The organism is Neobacillus solisequens, from assembly GCF_051233465.1.
Classification (GTDB): Bacteria; Bacillota; Bacilli; order Bacillales; family Cytobacillaceae; genus Neobacillus.
Genome location: NZ_JBKFGJ010000001.1, coordinates 52536 through 70202, shown reverse-complemented (window position 1 = coordinate 70202; position 17667 = coordinate 52536). Strand labels below are relative to the sequence as shown.

Annotated in this window: 20 protein-coding genes; 1 reads left to right on the top strand and 19 read right to left on the bottom strand. The window is 38.3% G+C overall.

From position 1 onward, the window contains the following. Window positions 1–187: 187 nt before the first annotated feature. Genes ACI3K6_RS00415 through ACI3K6_RS00385 form a run of 7 tightly spaced genes read right to left on the bottom strand, consistent with a single transcriptional unit; the run spans window position 188 to window position 5753 of the window. Entirely contained in the window at window positions 188–1165 is a 978-nt protein-coding gene (locus ACI3K6_RS00415) for a biotin--[acetyl-CoA-carboxylase] ligase (RefSeq protein WP_435553249.1), read from the bottom strand. Further along, a complete protein-coding gene (locus ACI3K6_RS00410) occupies window positions 1150–2349 on the bottom strand; it encodes a CCA tRNA nucleotidyltransferase (protein WP_435553248.1) in 1200 nt (399 codons plus the stop codon). The genes ACI3K6_RS00415 and ACI3K6_RS00410 overlap by 16 nt, the downstream gene beginning before the upstream one ends. An 8-nt stretch (window positions 2350–2357) precedes the next feature. Continuing rightward, window positions 2358–3485, bottom strand: coding sequence for an N-acetyl-alpha-D-glucosaminyl L-malate synthase BshA (bshA, locus tag ACI3K6_RS00405; protein ID WP_435553247.1), 1128 nt, complete (start codon window positions 3483–3485; stop codon window positions 2358–2360). Between the two features lie 2 nt (window positions 3486–3487). Continuing rightward, on the bottom strand, window positions 3488–4195 hold the full coding sequence (gene bshB1, locus ACI3K6_RS00400; protein WP_435553246.1) for a bacillithiol biosynthesis deacetylase BshB1: 708 nt from the start codon (window positions 4193–4195) through the stop codon (window positions 3488–3490). Continuing rightward, a complete protein-coding gene (gene mgsA / locus ACI3K6_RS00395; RefSeq protein WP_335479756.1) occupies window positions 4192–4605 on the bottom strand; it encodes a methylglyoxal synthase in 414 nt (137 codons plus the stop codon). Before mgsA ends, bshB1 begins: the two co-directional genes overlap by 4 nt. A gap of 12 nt (window positions 4606–4617) precedes the next feature. After that, complete coding sequence (gene dapB, locus ACI3K6_RS00390) at window positions 4618–5421, bottom strand: 4-hydroxy-tetrahydrodipicolinate reductase (RefSeq protein WP_335479758.1); 804 nt, start codon at window positions 5419–5421, stop codon at window positions 4618–4620. Between the two features lie 5 nt (window positions 5422–5426). Further along, on the bottom strand, window positions 5427–5753 hold the full coding sequence (locus tag ACI3K6_RS00385; protein ID WP_435553254.1) for a nucleotide pyrophosphohydrolase: 327 nt from the start codon (window positions 5751–5753) through the stop codon (window positions 5427–5429). A 201-nt stretch (window positions 5754–5954) separates the two neighbouring features. Between ACI3K6_RS00385 and ACI3K6_RS00380 the strand changes: the two genes are divergently transcribed. After that, window positions 5955–6827 (top strand): YitT family protein, encoded by an 873-nt coding sequence (locus ACI3K6_RS00380; RefSeq protein WP_435553245.1) that lies wholly within the window; start codon window positions 5955–5957, stop codon window positions 6825–6827. Window positions 6828–6948: 121 nt separating this feature from the next. On the opposite strand, the gene ACI3K6_RS00375 is transcribed toward ACI3K6_RS00380, so the two are convergent. The 12 genes from ACI3K6_RS00375 to hisC form a co-directional block, all read right to left on the bottom strand. Further along, window positions 6949–7629, bottom strand: a complete 681-nt coding sequence (locus tag ACI3K6_RS00375; protein WP_435553244.1) for a zinc metallopeptidase — start codon at window positions 7627–7629, stop codon at window positions 6949–6951. Window positions 7630–7690: 61 nt separating this feature from the next. After that, entirely contained in the window at window positions 7691–8485 is a 795-nt protein-coding gene (ypjB, locus tag ACI3K6_RS00370) for a sporulation protein YpjB (RefSeq protein ID WP_435553243.1), read from the bottom strand. A 78-nt stretch (window positions 8486–8563) separates the two neighbouring features. Beyond that, entirely contained in the window at window positions 8564–9154 is a 591-nt protein-coding gene (gene lhaT / locus ACI3K6_RS00365; RefSeq protein ID WP_435553242.1) for a lipoprotein heptaprenylglyceryl N-acetyltransferase LhaT, read from the bottom strand. An 86-nt stretch (window positions 9155–9240) separates the two neighbouring features. Next, a complete protein-coding gene (locus ACI3K6_RS00360; protein ID WP_335479769.1) occupies window positions 9241–10014 on the bottom strand; it encodes a menaquinol-cytochrome c reductase cytochrome b/c subunit in 774 nt (257 codons plus the stop codon). 54 nt (window positions 10015–10068) lie between these two features. Continuing rightward, window positions 10069–10743: a menaquinol-cytochrome c reductase cytochrome b subunit gene (gene qcrB / locus ACI3K6_RS00355; RefSeq protein ID WP_335479771.1), complete on the bottom strand. Its 675-nt coding sequence runs from the start codon at window positions 10741–10743 to the stop codon at window positions 10069–10071. A 3-nt stretch (window positions 10744–10746) separates the two neighbouring features. After that, complete coding sequence (locus ACI3K6_RS00350; RefSeq protein ID WP_335479773.1) at window positions 10747–11256, bottom strand: ubiquinol-cytochrome c reductase iron-sulfur subunit; 510 nt, start codon at window positions 11254–11256, stop codon at window positions 10747–10749. 140 nt (window positions 11257–11396) lie between these two features. Next, window positions 11397–11861 carry a YpiF family protein gene (locus tag ACI3K6_RS00345; protein WP_335479775.1) on the bottom strand — a complete coding sequence of 155 codons (465 nt, stop codon included), beginning with the start codon at window positions 11859–11861 and terminating at the stop codon, window positions 11397–11399. 100 nt (window positions 11862–11961) lie between these two features. Next, window positions 11962–12528 (bottom strand): ReoY family proteolytic degradation factor, encoded by a 567-nt coding sequence (locus ACI3K6_RS00340; RefSeq protein WP_335479777.1) that lies wholly within the window; start codon window positions 12526–12528, stop codon window positions 11962–11964. Between the two features lie 30 nt (window positions 12529–12558). Beyond that, a complete protein-coding gene (locus ACI3K6_RS00335; RefSeq protein WP_435553241.1) occupies window positions 12559–13824 on the bottom strand; it encodes a tetratricopeptide repeat protein in 1266 nt (421 codons plus the stop codon). A 295-nt stretch (window positions 13825–14119) separates the two neighbouring features. Beyond that, window positions 14120–15409 (bottom strand): 3-phosphoshikimate 1-carboxyvinyltransferase, encoded by a 1290-nt coding sequence (gene aroA, locus ACI3K6_RS00330; RefSeq protein ID WP_435553240.1) that lies wholly within the window; start codon window positions 15407–15409, stop codon window positions 14120–14122. Between the two features lie 22 nt (window positions 15410–15431). Continuing rightward, entirely contained in the window at window positions 15432–16538 is a 1107-nt protein-coding gene (locus tag ACI3K6_RS00325) for a prephenate dehydrogenase (RefSeq protein WP_435553239.1), read from the bottom strand. Window positions 16539–16567: 29 nt separating this feature from the next. Then, entirely contained in the window at window positions 16568–17659 is a 1092-nt protein-coding gene (gene hisC, locus ACI3K6_RS00320; RefSeq protein ID WP_435553238.1) for a histidinol-phosphate transaminase, read from the bottom strand. Window positions 17660–17667: the final 8 nt, after the last annotated feature.

Sequence of the window (17667 nt, the reverse complement as noted above, 5' to 3'; positions counted from 1 at the left end):
CCTGTGGCCTGGATTTCCGCTTTGCTGGCCGAAGTTAGAGCTTCTTCGAACACTTGATGCTTAAATCTTCTCATAGCGGTCTGAAGTAAAATGTTTTTTAGATTAAAGTTTTTTAATCATTCAAATACTATTTTCGTAATAAAACTATGGTAGTTCTGACGATTATTTGGTTTAGGTTTTAGTTTATTTAAAGCTCAATATCCGCGGAATATACGTGATGGATGGTTCCGGAGGAGTCTTCTAGTTTTAAGACACCTTCATCGGTAATTCCGAGGGCTTTTCCTTCAATCACATTGGTAATCGTTCTCGCTCTGATTGTTCTTCCGATACTGACGGCATAACTTTCCCATAAGATTTTAATCGGCAAAAAGCCTTGATTCAAATAGATGATATACAGTTTTTCAAAATGCTTACATATATTTCTGATTAAATTTGCCCGCGAGACTGTTTCACCCTTCTCTATATAGAGAGAACTGGCAATTTTTTGAATATCTTCAGGAAAATCCTCTTTCTTTTGATTTACATTTATACCCATTCCAATGATGATAGAATGAATCCGGTCTGCTTCTGCCTGGAGTTCCGTAAGAATTCCAGTTATTTTTTTTCCGTTAACTAATAAATCATTGGGCCATTTTATTTCTGGGACTATGCCAGTGGTCTCTTCGATTGCCTGAACGATCGCGACTGCTGTTAGCAAGGTTAATTGGGGTGCTTTTATTAGCTGAATATTGGGTCTCAAAATGAGGCTCATCCAAATACCGGTATACTTGGGAGAATGCCATTTTCGATTCATTCTGCCTTTCCCGGATTTTTGTTCCTCTGCAATCACCACCGTGCCTTCTGGTGAATCAGAACTAGCAAGTTGGTTTGCAATTTTTTGGGTAGAATCCACCGTTTCTTGATAATAAATGTTTTTACCGATGAACTCTGTAACTAACCCTAACCGAATTTCATCAGCAGTAATCCTTTCGGGCGTTTTAACTATTCGATAGCCTTTTTTTCTTACTGCTTCTAATTCAAAGCCCTCTTTACGCAATTCCTCAATATGCTTCCAAACTGCTGTTCTTGAGCAGCCGATCAGCTCCGCCAAATATTGACCAGAAAGGAAAGATTCACCTGTCTCTGTAAAAGCATCAAGCAGTTTTTTTCTTATTTCTGACTGCACGTCATAAGCCACTCCTTAATTCTTTGGTAATCATTTAACACGTTTCCTTCCAAAATCCCCGTTTCCACCTTTTCGAGAGTCTCCTTGACCCACGGTCCGCCTTTGCGATTAAACCAAGTCAACAAATCATTACCTGTCACCTTAAGTTCTGAACGTTCTTTAATAGGCAATTCCTGATATCTTTTAAGCCAAAAGTCAATGGAATTATGATTTTCGCTGCCTAGAATAACTGAATAAAGCCTTTCAACAGACATGATTGTATTGCCACCTGCTAGATATAAATCATAAACAGCCCATTTCTTTTGTAGTCTCAGCGTAAAGAACCTGAAAATATGGGAAATTTCCTTGACTTCCTTAATAGATAAACGCCACTCTCTTAAGAATGTATCTATTTGATTTTCAGGCACTTTTAAACAATGGAGTAATAAAACCCACATTTCTGATAAATTGAGGGTTTCACTTTTATAAGAAATCATGCTTTCTATCAAGTGTTTTTGATTTTGGAGTCCAGGTAAATATTTATATAAACTAGAGTCTAGAAGGATTTTCAATGCTTGTCTTCTGTTTTGCCCGATAAGCAACTTTTCAAACTCAGTACGTTTCCGTTCAACGGCAATTTTATCCAGCAAATAATTGTATTTTGACAGTGCTTCAAGTGTTTCCACATCAATTCGGAAGGATAACTGGCTGGCAAATCGGACTGCACGCATCATTCTTAACGCGTCTTCATGGAAGCGATCTTGAGACGGACCAACTGTTTTAATCAATTGTGCTTTAATGGCGTCTTGGCCTTTATAAGGATCAAAAATCGTTCCAAAGCGGTCCATCGCCATAGCGTTCATCGTAAAATCTCTTCGCTGCAGATCCTCCTTTAAATTACGGATAAAAGCGACTTCCTTTGGCCTGCGAAAATCAACATATTCTCCTTCCGTTCTAAACGTGGTGATCTCATAAGATTTTTGATTATGTAAAACGAGTACCGTACCATGTTCGATTCCCACATCCACTGTTTTCCGAAAAATTCTTTTTACCTCTTCCGGGGTAGCAGATGTGGCAATATCTACATCACTAATTTGTTTATTTAATAAGTAATCCCTTACAGATCCACCGACAAAATAAGCCTCGAAACCAGCTTCAACTAACTTCTCTAATACCGGTACTGCTGATAAAAAGGGTTCCTTCATATCTTCACCTAATTCAGTAGCTTAAAATAAAGCTCTTCATATTGTTCAACAATTTTTTCCGCTTTAAAGGTTGTATTTACGGCTTCCACAGAGCGCATTGAAAATTGCTTGTGTTTTTTTTCATCAGATAATAAGGCTATTGATTTCTCAGCAATCTCATCAATATCGCCCACCTCGCAAAGAAATCCAGTTTCCCCTTGTTGGATGACTTCCGGAATACCGCCTATATTCGTTCCAATGCAAGGAACACCACAAGCCATTGCTTCTAAAACTACTAAACCAAAACTTTCTTTTTCTGATAATAGGAGCTTTAGGTCACTAATGGAATATAATTCCTCTAAATTTTCCTGCTTTCCAAGGAACATAACCTGATCCTCAAGTGCCAACTGTTTAACCAATTTACAAACCACTGTCATTTCCGGGCCGTCCCCTACAAGTAGAAGCTTTGCTGGCATTTCTGATGCAATTCTGGCAAAGGATTTTACGACATCCTGTACCCGTTTGACCGCCCTGAAGTTAGAAACATGGATGATAACCTTTTCGTCATCCTTTATGCCAAATTCCGTCCGTAAGTGATCAGAATTAGTTTTTCGATAAATTCGCTCGTCTATAAAATTATAGACTGTTTCAATTTGTTTTTCCGGGTGGATGAGCTCGTAGGTTTGTTGAACCAGTGAGTTTGAAACCCCTGTGACGATGTCTGATTTTTCAATACCAAATTTAATGGCATCTGCCAGGGATGGGTCATAACCCAATACAGTTATATCCGTGCCATGTAAAGTTGTAACTATTTTTACATCTCTGCCGGCCATTTGTTTAGCTAAAATGGCGCATACCGCATGGGGAATCGCATAATGAACATGAAGGATGTCCAGCTTTTCACGAGTTGCCACTTCTGCCATTTTACTGGCCAATGCAATATCATACGGGGGATATTGAAAAACAGAATAAGGATTCACTTCTACTTGGTGGAAATAAATATTATGATAGATTTTATTTAACCGAAAAGGGATGCTTGAGGTAATAAAATGGATTTCATGCCCCTTTTCTGCCAACATTTTTCCTAGCTCAGTAGCGATCACTCCAGATCCGCCTACAGATGGATAACAGGTTATTCCGATTTTTAACTTCCTCATATTTACTCTCCAATCAAATCATGCTTTAACAGAATCGGAATCTTTGTTTTGAAGCCCTCCGCAAATTGAACACCAACAAGCTTTCCAAACATTCTTTCCCTTGCTTCTACTGTTTCTATGTACCCATTTACAAGAGGAGTATCGACACTTTCCTCCGTTACTTCAAATTGGCTTTTGTATGCTCTTAAGGCTGCTAGTTTCTGATCCATGTTCTCCGTAATATCTATGGTAAAATCCGGCTGATGATATCCATTTATCATATAAAAATAAATTCTCTCCACTTTATGAGGCTGATTACACTGTTTTGTCGTATATTTTCTAATCCCAGCAGAAAAAACGGCCTCCTCAACAAGCCGAGCACAGTTTCCATGATCCGGATGCCTATCCTCAAAATATGGGGCGAAGACAATTTTTGGTCGATGTTTTCTTATTTCATCCGCTATTTTGCTTATGTATTCATCATTGAGATATAATCCCCGATCTGGAAGTCCGAGAGAATTCCGATAAGAAACCCCTAAAAGTTCAGCTGCAAGATTTGCCTCTTGTTTTCTGAGAGTAACATTGCCATTGGACGAAAGATCCGCAAACGTTAAATCACATATTCCAATTTTATATCCATCGGAAGCAAGCTTGGCAATCGTGCCAGCCATGCCGATTTCCACATCATCAGCATGGGCGCCAAATGCCAAAATATGCAGCCTTTCACTCATTTTCCTTCACCATTTTCGTGTACAATTTTTCTCCAGTCCAGCAGTCCTTGATCTAGCCCTCTAATTAATAATTCAGCTGTCCCCATATTGGTTGCCAAAGGAATGGAATAAACATCACATAATCTTACTAGAGCCGTAACATCAGGTTCATGTGGCTGAGCAGTTAATGGATCACGGAAAAAGAAAATCGCATCCATTTGATCCTTTGCTATCATCGCTCCAATTTCTTGATCTCCACCAAGCGGTCCTGATTTAAATCGGGTAATCGGTAATCCGGTTGCCTCATTTATTCGCGTGCCGGTAGTTCCAGTTGCAAATAATTGATGCTTAGCAAAAATATGTTGATAAGCTGTAGCGAATTGTACTAAATCATTTTTCTTTTGATCATGAGCGATTAACGCAATATTCATAATTGGTCTCCCCTACCCTAAAATATTTTCAAGGCCATACACAAATTGATTTTGTTTCATGACTGTTTCAACAGCAACTTTTACACCTGACATAAAGGATCCACGATGGTAAGAATCATGACGGATAGTCAAGGTTTGTCCATCTGACCCAAATAGAACTTGTTGATGAGCAATTAAACCTGGCAATCGAACAGAATGAATGTGCATGCCATCAAATTCCGCGCCCCGAGCCCCTTTAATGGTTTCCTTTTCATGTGGATGCCCTTGCGTTTTTGATTCTCTGACAGCCGAAATCATTTCGGCCGTTTTAACAGCTGTCCCGGATGGTGCATCCAGTTTTTGATCATGGTGTAACTCGATTATTTCAACATCGTTGAAATATTTAGCAGCCATTTGTGAAAATTTCATCATTAAAACGGCACCAATTGCGAAGTTTGGGGCAATAATACAACCAAGCTCTTTTTCAAGGCAAATCCGTTCCAATTCTGCCAGCTGTTCTTTTGTAAATCCAGTTGTTCCTACTACAGGTCTGACATTATATTTTAAAGCAGTTGATGTATGATACATTCCTGATTCCGGTGTCGTCAGATCAATTAATACATCTGCCTCAACCTCTTGAAAACATTTTTCAATATCGGTATAAACTGGGACATTATGTATCGAATGAAACCCTTCTAAATCACTTAACATGATCCCGTCATGTTTATGGTCCACGGCTGCAACTAGTGAAAAATGTTCAGTATTGGCAACGAGCTGAACCGCTTCTCTACCCATTCTCCCTCGGGGACCGGCAATGATAATTCTAATATTCACCATTTAAATCACTCCATATTATCCTGATTTATTCTCGTCCAACGGTTTTTATCCCGTGTATTAAATTTATGCATGACCGCATCATGCGCCTTTTGTAGATCTATATTTTGGGAGTTAGCAAAACAGATTAACACAAATAGAAGATCCCCAAGTTCTTCCTCAATGGTTTTTGACGTTTCACTTGTTTTTTTAGGTTTTTCTCCGTAATAATGGTTCACCTCTCTCGCTAATTCTCCCAATTCCTCTGTTAACCTAGCAAGCATTGCTAAAGGACTAAAATACCCTTCTTTAAATTGGCTTATGTATTGATCTACTTCTAATTGAAGATCCTTCATTGATTTTTGCTTACTCAACCAATTCACCACCAATACCGTTATTATTGAATTTTTTCTACTATCATGTTAGCTAAATTATGAGCTTTTTACAAATGTTTTTGATTTTCAATAACATCCTCTGACTGTCATTGCTCTTCATCCGTTTATTCGATATAATAAAAACCGCCAATCTTTGAAAATGTTGGCAAGGGAGGAATATGAATGATATTTGGTCTTAAAATAAAAAATATAGCCTTTATCCTTTTAGGAACGGCAATTATGTCATTTGGTCTGGTAACTTTTAATATGCAAAATAAGCTGGCTGAGGGCGGGTTCACTGGTATTACTTTACTTTTGTATTTCTTGTTTCATTGGGACCCATCCTATACGAACTTAATCCTAAATATTCCTCTATTTTTTATAGGCTGGAAACTGTTAGGTCGCAATTTATTTATTTATACCATTATAGGAACTGTCGGTGTTTCCATTTTCCTTTGGATCTTTCAACGTTATCCAATCGATATGCCTTTAACAAGTGATTTAACACTAGCAGCTCTTTTTGCAGGTGTATTTACGGGTATTGGCTTAGGTATCATTTTTAGATATGGTGGAACCACCGGCGGGGTTGACATTATTGCCAGACTTGTTCAGAAATACATAGGTTGGAATATGGGGAAAACGATGTTCATGTTTGATGCATGTGTTATTGCTCTTTCACTCATTACCTATTTAAATTACAAACAAGCTATGTACACACTGGTAGCTGTGTTTGTTGGTGCAAGAGTTATTGACTTCATTCAGGAAGGGGCCTATTCTGCGCGCGGTGCCATGATTATTTCAGAAAAGAATGAGAGAATTGCCGATAAAATCTTGGAAGAAATGGGACGGGGAGTTACTGCATTAAAGGGATACGGTTCTTACACAAAAAGTGAACGTGATGTACTGTATTGTGTGGTTGCAAAAAATGAAATCATGAGGTTAAAGAATACTATTACCTCAGTAGATCCTCATGCTTTTATATCGATCTCCATCGTCCATGATGTCCATGGAGAGGGATTTACTTTGGATGAAAATAAAATGCCAATTATCGATTAGAAGATTCTTGATTTAGCGAACCATCGGGCTAAGAAAAAGCCACAGTTGTACTTATGTCTAATAGAATAGCTAACTTTTCTTTCACCAAAAAAGCAATGTCGTCATGGACATTGCTTTTTATTTAATCCTCATCTCGATTCATTCCAGTAAATATTAACACCAATCTTAATAGTTCCAGAACAGCAACTGCAGCAGCTGCTACATAAGTAAGCGCAGCGGCATTTAAAACTTTTCTTGCTTCTCTTTCCTCATTGTTACTGATTAATCCAAGTGATACTACCTGATCCATCGCCCTGCTGGAGGCATTAAATTCTACAGGTAGTGTAATAATTTGGAACAGGACTGCTGCCGCCATGAAAATGATCCCAAGTAGCAACATGCCACTAATATGGGCTAAAATTCCAATAAAGATAAGGATCCAAGAAAAATTCGAACCAATATTGGCAATTGGAACCATAGCATGGCGAAAACGTAAAAATGCATATTCTTGAGCATCTTGGATAGCATGTCCACATTCATGTGCTGCCACCGCTGCAGCAGCAATAGATTGACCGTGATAATTCTCTGGGGAAAGACGAACTGTCTTAGTACGTGGATCATAATGATCACTTAAGAATCCATGTCCTTCTTCAACGCCAACATCATATAATCCATTTGCATTTAAAATTTCCCTGGCAACTTCTGCACCTCTGCGGTAACTCAACGAAGCCACACGGGAATATTTTGCAAATGTATTTTTAACTCGCATTTGAGCCCAAATTGGAATGAGAACAATGATGGCAAAATAGATTATATATAACATGTTGGAACCTCTCCTATCTAGCTCTTGATGCCTATCATTTTAGTAAAGCCCACTTACTGCGTCAATCTTTATGCTCTCTGGAACGGTTCAATTTTGTATCCTTTTCACCTTGATATTTTCTCCATCCGACGTAGGATAAAGTCATGATGATAATACTGCCAGTTGAAATGATAACCCACCAAATGGAAGGATCTGCTTCATCATCCTCCACATTTGTAAACAAGTTCTGTAAATCACTGTCAAGCTTGTCCAATTCCCGTTGACCTTCACTATCATGAAGAATCTGGGAACGATATTCATCAATAAATTTGATTCGAGCATCTAATCTTTGAATATTTTCTACCGGCACATCAATTTTCATACTTGGATAAATGACGTTGTATAAGGATAAAAAGGTGTTAAAATTGGAATGAAAATGCGCTGAATCTCCAGTTTTGGCGGATTCTTTTGCCTGATGGAAGGCAGTCATAACTTGCTCTTCCATTTCCGTCCATAATGGTTGGTGACTAGTAGAAATAGCATCTATTACCAGTCTGAATTTGGTGAGTTTATTGATTCTTTCTTCATGTCTCATATCAGGACTTACTGCGGCTTCCATCGCTTCATCACGGGAAGAATTTACAATTCTTACCTCATCTACCGTTAATGGATGTATAGCCCCACTCACACTGTTAAATTGAACAGAAAAGTAATCAAGCAATTTTTTCGCATCATCATATCTATGAAACTTTACCATCTGCAGAGCCTCATCAGATATATCATCCAGCTTCTCCATAGGAGTTTGTTGTTCAGCATAAGTTGTATTTGGAAGAAATAATAAAATAATGGCAACCAAAAGGAACCATTTATTTTTCAATTCTTGTCCCTCCTTTCATTACTATTAAAATGTATGAAGGGTTGGACAAGGTTAGACCAAATTTTGCACTATGAGTTATTAAATTTCCAATTTAAATCTATTTGGGCGTAAAGCAAAATAGTAGGCAATTCCGATTGAAGCGATTGAAAGCCAGAATGTGAAATAGCCTATTTCTGGAATATATTTATTTAACATTTGGTAGCTCGGCATCATAAAAAAAACATAGTCAATGATATCGTTATGTAAGGTCCATATAGCCGTAACGATTAAATGCCACCATTTTATCCGATAGAAAGGGGCATATAAAACTCCTTCCACCGCCATGGCAAAATGGGAGAATATCAGCATATACCCTTGCCATTCGAGGCCGCCTTGTACGACCATAACAAAAAGGTTCATGACCACAGCCCAAATTCCATATTTAAAAAGCGTAACAATCGCCAAGGCTTCTATTATGGGCCAATTTTTTCCCCATAAGAATGCAACCAAAGCCAAGCAAAAGAATAAACTTGCTGTTGGGCTGTCAGGGACAAAAGGCAGAAATATAGTCGGAGTATTTTTCAACTGCCAACCGTACCAATAATATCCGTAAATAGTGCCTGCAATGTTAATAACTAATAAAAGTTTGAGGATTGATCTATTGGCCAAAATAGGATAAAGCCACCGCACACAAACTCCCCATTTCATCTATTTATTTAATAGGCTCTTAATAAAAAAGCTGACGCGATTGTCGTCAGCTTTTGTTTAGGTAATAATTATTTACTTCCAAGACCAGAAATGAACTCTGAAAGCTTTTTAAGCTGTTCATCATTGCCTTTAAAGACTCCAGCAGGCATTTTGCCTTTACCGTTTTTAGCTATTTTTTGAATTTCTTCAGGTTTTAAACCAGTTCCAATTAATGTTGGGGCACCGGCACCACCTTGGAAATTTTCACCGTGACAAGTGATACAGGTATTTTCTTTAGCAATTTGGTAGCCATCGCTGGTTTTATCAATATCTACCTTGGCAACAATTTTCCCTTGACGTTCAGCTGCTTTCCAGTCATGGGTAGCAACAGATTGCCATGTTAAGAATGTAATAGCCGCTAAAGCTAACAGCATAAAACCAGTTGCCAACGGGCGTCTAGACGGTCGGCGTTCAGGACCTCTGTCAATAAACGGAGCTAATAATAAACCTCCAAATGCCAGACCAGGAATAATCATGGCACCAATAACATTGTATGGTCCAGAAGCATAAGTATATTTTAATAATTGGTACAAGAATAAGAAATACCAGTCAGGTAATGGAATATATCCTGTATCAGTCGGATCCGCAATCCGTTCGAGCGGAGCCGGATGTGCAACAGTCAAGCATAAAAAGCCTACAAGAAAAACTGCCCCTACCATCCATTCTTTCAAAAGGAAGTTAGGCCAGAACGCTTCTGTTTTGCCAGGGTATTCCGAGTAATCTTTCGGAAGCTTTGGTGTACGTGCTTCTGGCGCCAAAACGCGAGAATCACCAACGAACTTCATACCTTTACCGCGATGCATCGAGCAATCCCCCTCCTTTATCCGTTTATATTCACTTTTTAATCAAAGTTAAAATCATAGTGGTCCGGAAATACCTTGTCTACGAATCATGATAAAGTGTGCTGCCATTAAGCCCATCAGTACCCCAGGCAAGAAGAATACGTGAATGGCAAAGAATCGAGTTAGTGTTTGAGCCCCAACAATATGTTCGTGACCTGCAAGCAACACTTTTACATACGAACCGATAAAAGGAGTGGACTCAGCAATTTGAAGACCAACCTTTGTTGCAAACAGCGCTTTCATATCCCAAGGTAATAAATACCCAGTGAAACCTAATCCAAGCATAACGAAGAAGATCAGAACTCCTACAACCCAGTTTAGTTCACGAGGTTTTTTGTAAGCACCTTGAAAAAATACGCGTAATGTATGTAAGAACATCATTACAAGGACTAAACTTGCTCCCCAGTGATGCATGCCGCGGACTATTTGTCCAAATGCCACTTGGTTCTGGAGATAATAAACAGATTCCCAAGCATTTTTAATATCCGGTACATAGTACATAGTTAAAAACATACCGGAAAGAATTTGAATAACTGTTACAAAGAACGTTAAACCTCCAAAGCAATATACAAAAGCGGAAAAATGATGCGCCGGATTAACATGCTCCGGTACCTCATGGTCTGCGATATCTCGCCACAAAGGCGTAATATCTAAACGTTCATCTACCCAATCGTAAATTTTGTTTAACAATGATTACGCCTCCTTCCGTGGTGCTGCTTTTCCTAGATAAAGGTATCCATCTTTTTCTTTATACGGATATACATCAAGTGGCGCCAGTGGCGGTGTACCTTTAATGTTTGTTCCATCCTTGGTGTAACGTCCGAAATGGCATGGACAGAAGAATTGATTAGGAAAATCCTTATTTGTATTCCAGTTAACTGTACAGCCCAGATGTTTACAAACGGGTGATAGGGCTACGATTTTGTCTGAATCTTTATCTCGATAAACCCACGCAGTACTTGTTACTTCTGACTCATACCAAGCATCCTTTTGCTTAAAGGTAAAATCAACCCTTACAGGCTTATCGGTCAATTCAGAAACCTTCTGTTTAGTAGCAATGAATTCTCCGCCGCCTTCAGCTTTTAACACAGGATCAACAGCAAACCTAACCATTGGCATTAACATTCCGGCAGCCATGAAACCGCCTACCCCTGTCAACGTATAGCTCAAAAACTGTCTTCTTGAAACGCGCTCCTTACTCATGCTTATCCCCCCCTTTATTCACGAAGTAAGTCCATCGGACAATATTAAACACTTATAAAACTAGGACATAACAATGATATATCAATCTTTAGGTTAGGTCAATATCATACTATTTTAAATACATTTAATATCACTTATTTTTAATCTATTTCATGCCACTTGCGTGTAAAAACCGATAATAGCTGCTTTACATGGCTTTCAATCGTTTTCATTTTTTGTGAGTCATTCATATGCTGCATGGGAACGGATGGGAGCCATAATAGTGTACCAGCTAAATCCTTTTCAAACTCACGCCAATTTATATCACTCGTAATGTAAAATATATGTTTGAAATCTGCACTTTGGATGCTTTTCTCCCAATTTTCCAGGGAAGTTAAAGGGGGTTGATCTTGTCCGTTTTTTAAGTATGTAATCGGAGGGAACAATAAAACTCTGCCAGTGAATTGTTTTTCTAAATAACCTGTAAGTAATGTGATAAATTCTGCTGCTTCAGCAGATAATTGCATATCTTCTCCTAAAGCCACCGGGTATAAAGGTATGACAGCAGTATCAACATACTCTTTTGCACCTAAATACGTATCAATGTCTTGCGAAATCCACTTCATATTTGCACCAGCCTTTTGAAATCTATCCCAATAATATCATTATCTCCTGAATTAATAAACAAATGAGAGATCTAATTTAAAAAAGTCAAAAGAAGTTTGCTTAGCGCAAACTTCCTTCTTGTTCTGACTTAATAAGACGATTCAGTTTCTCCGTTAGCATTTCAAATGCTTGTCGGTCCTGTTGATCAAGGGCTTCATCAATTAATTGAAGGAGTTTTTCACGCTGAAAACGTTCAATACTGTGCTGCAATAGCTGTTCAGCTACTATTCCATCTTTCTCATTTACTTGCAGATGTTTAGGGACATATGGATTCTCTTCCAGAACAGCTACGTATTGATGTGCCTGATTTGAAGCATGAAAGTTTAATTGTATATAGATGTCTTCTTCCCGATTTAGGCGAATATCATGAAAGGATTTTTCAGCGTCTGTCGTCATCACGTTTTCTTTATAAAAACGGAATGGAACCTTATCAACACAATGAGTTGACATGATTAAACCACGCGGGCAATATTGCGCCTGTTCAACAAAATGAACTTTTTCCATTAGCTGATCATGACTCATTAAATAATTTAGAATCCAAACGCATTCTCTTCTTTTTAGTTGATAGTGATTTAAAAACCAGCGAATAAAATCCTTTTTCTCGTTGACAGAAACAGGGGTTGCCATAATGTTTCCCTCCTCTGCATATTCAGCTTTTTAATGATTCAAATCGGTTAATCTTTCAAGTGTGTCTAAGTACTCGGAATTGGTTGGATCCTCCACAAGTAACTGTTTAAAAATTTCGGCAGCACGGTCGGTTTTTCCTTCTTCAATTAAAAAATATCCATAATCTGATAAAAAGTCTGGATTTTGTTTTAAGAAAGTATATGCAACTTCATATTTGTCTAATGCTTGCGAAAAATCCTCAAGTTGATGATAAGCTACTGCTGCATCCCACAGAAGTTGCGGCTCCTCATCCTCAATAATGTCAAGTTGTGAAATGAGGTCAAGTACATCTTCATACCGTTCCTCCTGAATAAACAAACTACTCAATGTTAGAGCCGCATCAGTGAATCCAGGGTCGAGGGCAAGTGACTCGCGAAAGGACTTTTCTGCTTCTTCTGTAATCCCGAGTTTTAACGCGATCTTTCCACCGTAGAAAAATAGTTCCTTGTTAAATTGATCTTCCCTGATCCCCTCTTGAATTGTTTTCAAGCTGTTCTCTAAATCTTCTTCCCGCTCGTAAGCCTTAGCAAGATGTAAATATAGTGAGTGGTATTCTGGATCAAGTTCTTTCAGCTCAGTAAACTTTTCAATAGCTGTACGATTGTAGCCTGCCTGTAGCGCGGTAAAAGCATAGCCGAATAAAGTATTAATTTCAAGTTTTTCTTCCAATGCTTTGTCATAATAAGGCAAAGCTTCTTCAAATGCTCCTGAAGAACTTAAAAGGTCAGCGATTCTTTGATGAATATTAACTCCCGCCATTTCGACGACTTCCTTTAAAACGCTTTCATATGCATTCATTGCCTTAGTTACTTCACCTTGCTCGCTGTAAAGTTCTCCCATAGCAAAATCAATCACGATCTCATTTGGCAATACTTCTTTTGCTTTTAGTAATTTGCTTTCGCAAACTTCGTAAAGCCCTTGTATTTGATAGAGATCTGCCAGAAGAAGCAATGATTGTCCAAAATGCACATCATGTTCAGATATTTTTTCTAGAACAAGAATAGCAGCTTCTTCTTCCCCAGCCTCAACGAGAATTTCACCCAATAGAACAAGTATTTCCCCTTCTTCTGGATAAGTTTCAAGCAAGTTTTCAGCAAGAGCCTTGGCTTCCTCCAGAAATCCTAATTGAAATAATTCCTCACTTAGAAGAAATTTCTCTTCAGGCTTTCCTTTTGTTAATACAACATTATATTCAATTAGAGCTTCATTATGTTGGCCATTTTCCAGCATCTGAATAATTTTATTCACTCTGTCCATAGTCTGATAACCTCTTCCCTTTACTTTAAAAAGAAATAGCATTCCCTGTTCTCTTTCCTTTTCAGGATGACCAAATCTTAGTTTAAAGTAAACATTTCAGCCTTGTAAATGCAATAACTTGTCTATTATATCATGATACTTTTTCTTTTCGACAATTAGGTCTCTACTTCCTTCTTTTTTAAGTAAAAGGGGTTAAAAGAAAATATTTTATGATGCATGTCTATATGTAAAACTATGCAGACATGAATTCGTCTATGACTTCAATAGAAAAAATAAAAGCTGCATGCAAGCAGCTTTATCTTGAAAGTTTATCTAAATGTGTAAAGAAATTTGGATAGGATACAGAGATGGCCTCTGATTGGTCGAGTTGAACTTCATCATCGCACAATAGAGCTGCTATAGACAGCATCATGCCAATTCTATGATCACCATGACTTGAAACTTGTCCGCCCATTAATTTGCACTTTCCATTAATAATCATACCGTCATCTGTTGCCACAATAGAAACACCCAATTTTTGTAATTCATGAACAACTGTATCGATGCGATTGGTTTCTTTTACTTTTAATTCTTCAGCATCTTTAATAACGGTTACTCCTTCAGCCTGAGATGCAAGTAAAGCAATAATTGGGATTTCATCGATTAATTTAGGAATTAATTTCCCTTCGATCACGGTACCTTTTAGGTTGGAAGTTCTAACGACCAAATCACCTGCTGGTTCAAATTGACTTTGGTTTTGCTGGACGATCTCCAAATCTGCCCCCATTTTTTCCATGACTTCGATGATTCCGGTACGAGTCGGATTTAAACCAACATTTTTCAAGACAATCTCACTTTCAGGTAATATTGCTCCTGCAACTAAGAAAAACGCAGCGGAAGAAATGTCTCCAGGTACATGAATCTCGGTGCCGGTTAATTTTTGCCCACCCTTTACCTTGATTACATTGTGATCTTTTTTAATTTCTCCTCCAAACCAACGGATCATCCTTTCAGTATGATCACGGGTTTCAACCGGTTCGATAATAGTTGATTCCCCATCAGCTTGCAGACCTGCCAAAATTAGGGAAGATTTCACTTGGGCACTTGCAACCGGAAGTTCATAATGAATTGGTGCAAGACTGCCTCCTCGAACGGATATAGGTGTGTAACAGCCATTATTCCGTCCATCAATAGCCGCTCCCATTTTGGATAATGGTACGGTGACCCTAGTCATTGGTCTTTTGCCAATGGATTGGTCCCCTACTAAGGACGAGTGAAACGGGCGTCCTGCTAAAATTCCCAGAAGTAATCGAATGGTTGTTCCAGAATTACCTACATCTAAAATTTCTTTTGGTTCCGTTAATCCTGAGTAACCATTTCCACTAATTCTTAGCTTTTCACCGTCTTCCTTAATAGTAACTCCTAATTTTCTAAAACAGGAAATGGTGCTTAAGCAATCCTCACCAGGAAGAAAGTTGGTAACTATTGTTTCCCCATGTGCAATGGAACCAAACATAACTGAACGATGGGAGATGGACTTATCACCTGGTACAGTGATTTCTCCTCTTAAGCTTTTTACTTTTGTCTTAAGTTTTAATGAAGACATCTTATCACCTTTTACAATTCATTTAAGTACCTATTGATGTTGCATAGCTTGAATAGGTAAGAATACACTTTTCTGCTCTTTGCCGATCTTCCTCAGTTTGAAAACTGATGACTAATACTCCATTAATATCCTCTCGTGTTTCGAGAATTCGAATGTTGGTAATACTAATTTGTTCCTTAGCCAAATAACCTGTAATTTCAGAGATGACCCCCGGATAATCCGGTACATCCACAAATAAATCATAAAAAGCAGGAATAGCACCTTTTTCTTTTGCCGGCAGTCCGTCGCGAAATTGCTTCGCCTGCTGAAAATACTGATAAATATCATCTGCATTGCCATTCTCTAAAATACCCTTTACCCAATTCATCTCATCTTGCCATTCCGTTAATAATTCGACTAAATTTTCACGATTATGGAGCAAGATGTCCTTCCACATTTCCGGACTACTTGAGGCGATTCTTGTGATATCCCGAAATCCCCCTGCAGCCAAACGCGGAATTAATGTTTCTGTTCCCGCCAATTTCTCTGTCTGCCGTACAATGGATGCAGCAATAATATGAGGGAAATGGCTGACAATGCCGGTCAAATAATCATGTGTTTCAGGTAAAATAGTCAAAAACTTTGCATGTGTTCCTTTTAACCAGGTTTTAAGTAATTCTACCTGGGCGTTTTCGACATGATTTTCAGGTGTCAAAAGATAAAAGGCATTCTCAAATAAGATCTCTTTTGCAGCCGTAACTCCACTTTTGTGAGAACCAGCCATTGGGTGGCCGCCGATAAAAGTAAATCCTTGTTCTTTTAGACAGTTTGCAGAATTAACAATGGTCCGTTTCGTACTGCCTGTGTCTGTTACAATTACATTTTTCTTCAATGGTAAATTTGCTAATAATTGAATAATGGATTGTGTTTCTTTAACCGGTGCTGCAATGATAATTAAGTCTGCTGAAATAGCTCCGTCACTAATATTTTCAGCAATTTCATCGATTACACCAAGCATCTTGGCAAGCCTTACCTGCTCACTATTGATATCGAATCCGAAAATAGAAGCAGTCGGATGCTCTTTTTTAATACATAGTGCCAATGAACCTCCGATTAATCCCAAACCTACTATAAAAATGCGGCCGTTCAAAAAATCTCCCCCTGCCCTAGGCCTTGCCTTTAGCGATTCGCCAAAAATTCCTTAATCGCACCTAGTACACCTTCATTTTCCTCATAAGAACCCACAGTAATCCTCGCCCCTGTTGGAAAACCTAAAGCTTTTCCAGAACGGACAATATAACCTTTTTCTAATAAATATTGAAATACTTCATCCCCGTCTATCTTGAAATCAATCAAAATAAAATTGGTTTGTGAAGGATAGTAATTCAAGCTATGCTGTTCACAAAAATCATAAAATTGTTGTAAACCCTGCCGATTTTTTTCTTTGCATGTTGTAATAAACTCTTGATCATCCAAAGCAGCTGCTGCCACCATTTGTCCTAATGTATTTACATTAAATGGCTCCCTTGCAGGTTCCAATGCTTTGATAATTTGTGGATTGGCCACACCATACCCGACTCTTAAAGCTGCTAATCCATATATCTTCGAGAATGTTCTAAGCACGATTAAATTTTGATACTTACGAGTCAATTCAACGGATTGATAGTAATCTTCAGCTACCACATACTCGAAGTAAGCCTCATCGAGAACGACAAGAATATGATCCGGTACTTGAGCTAAAAATCCGAGTAGTTTTTGCTTCTGAATATATGTACCAGTCGGATTATTCGGACTGCATAACCAAATGATATTTGTCTGTTCATCAATCGCTGCTAGCATAGCTTCCAAATCATGCTCACCATTTGCCAATAAAGAGATTTCTTTGAGTTTTGCTCCCTCAATAATGGCATTATGACGGTACTGCGAGAAACTAGGAGTTGCCATAATCGTGTTAGCACCAGGATGCAGTAGGGCCCTGGAAATGATTTGAATTATGTTATCAGAACCATTCCCAAGAATAAGCTCATTCTCCCTTACCTGTAAAAAAGCAGCAAGTTTTTCTCTTAAACGTGTCGCATACCCGTCAGGATAAATGGCCAAGCTATTCGGATTTGTTTGAAGGGCTTCATGTGCCAATGGTGAACATCCAAATGGATTTTCATTAGAAGCAAGCTTAATGATTTTATCTAAATTAAATTGTTTTTTTACAGAGTCAATTGATTTCCCCGGCTGATAAGGAGTTAGTGATAACAATTGTTCTTTCCATCTCATTTTCCCCA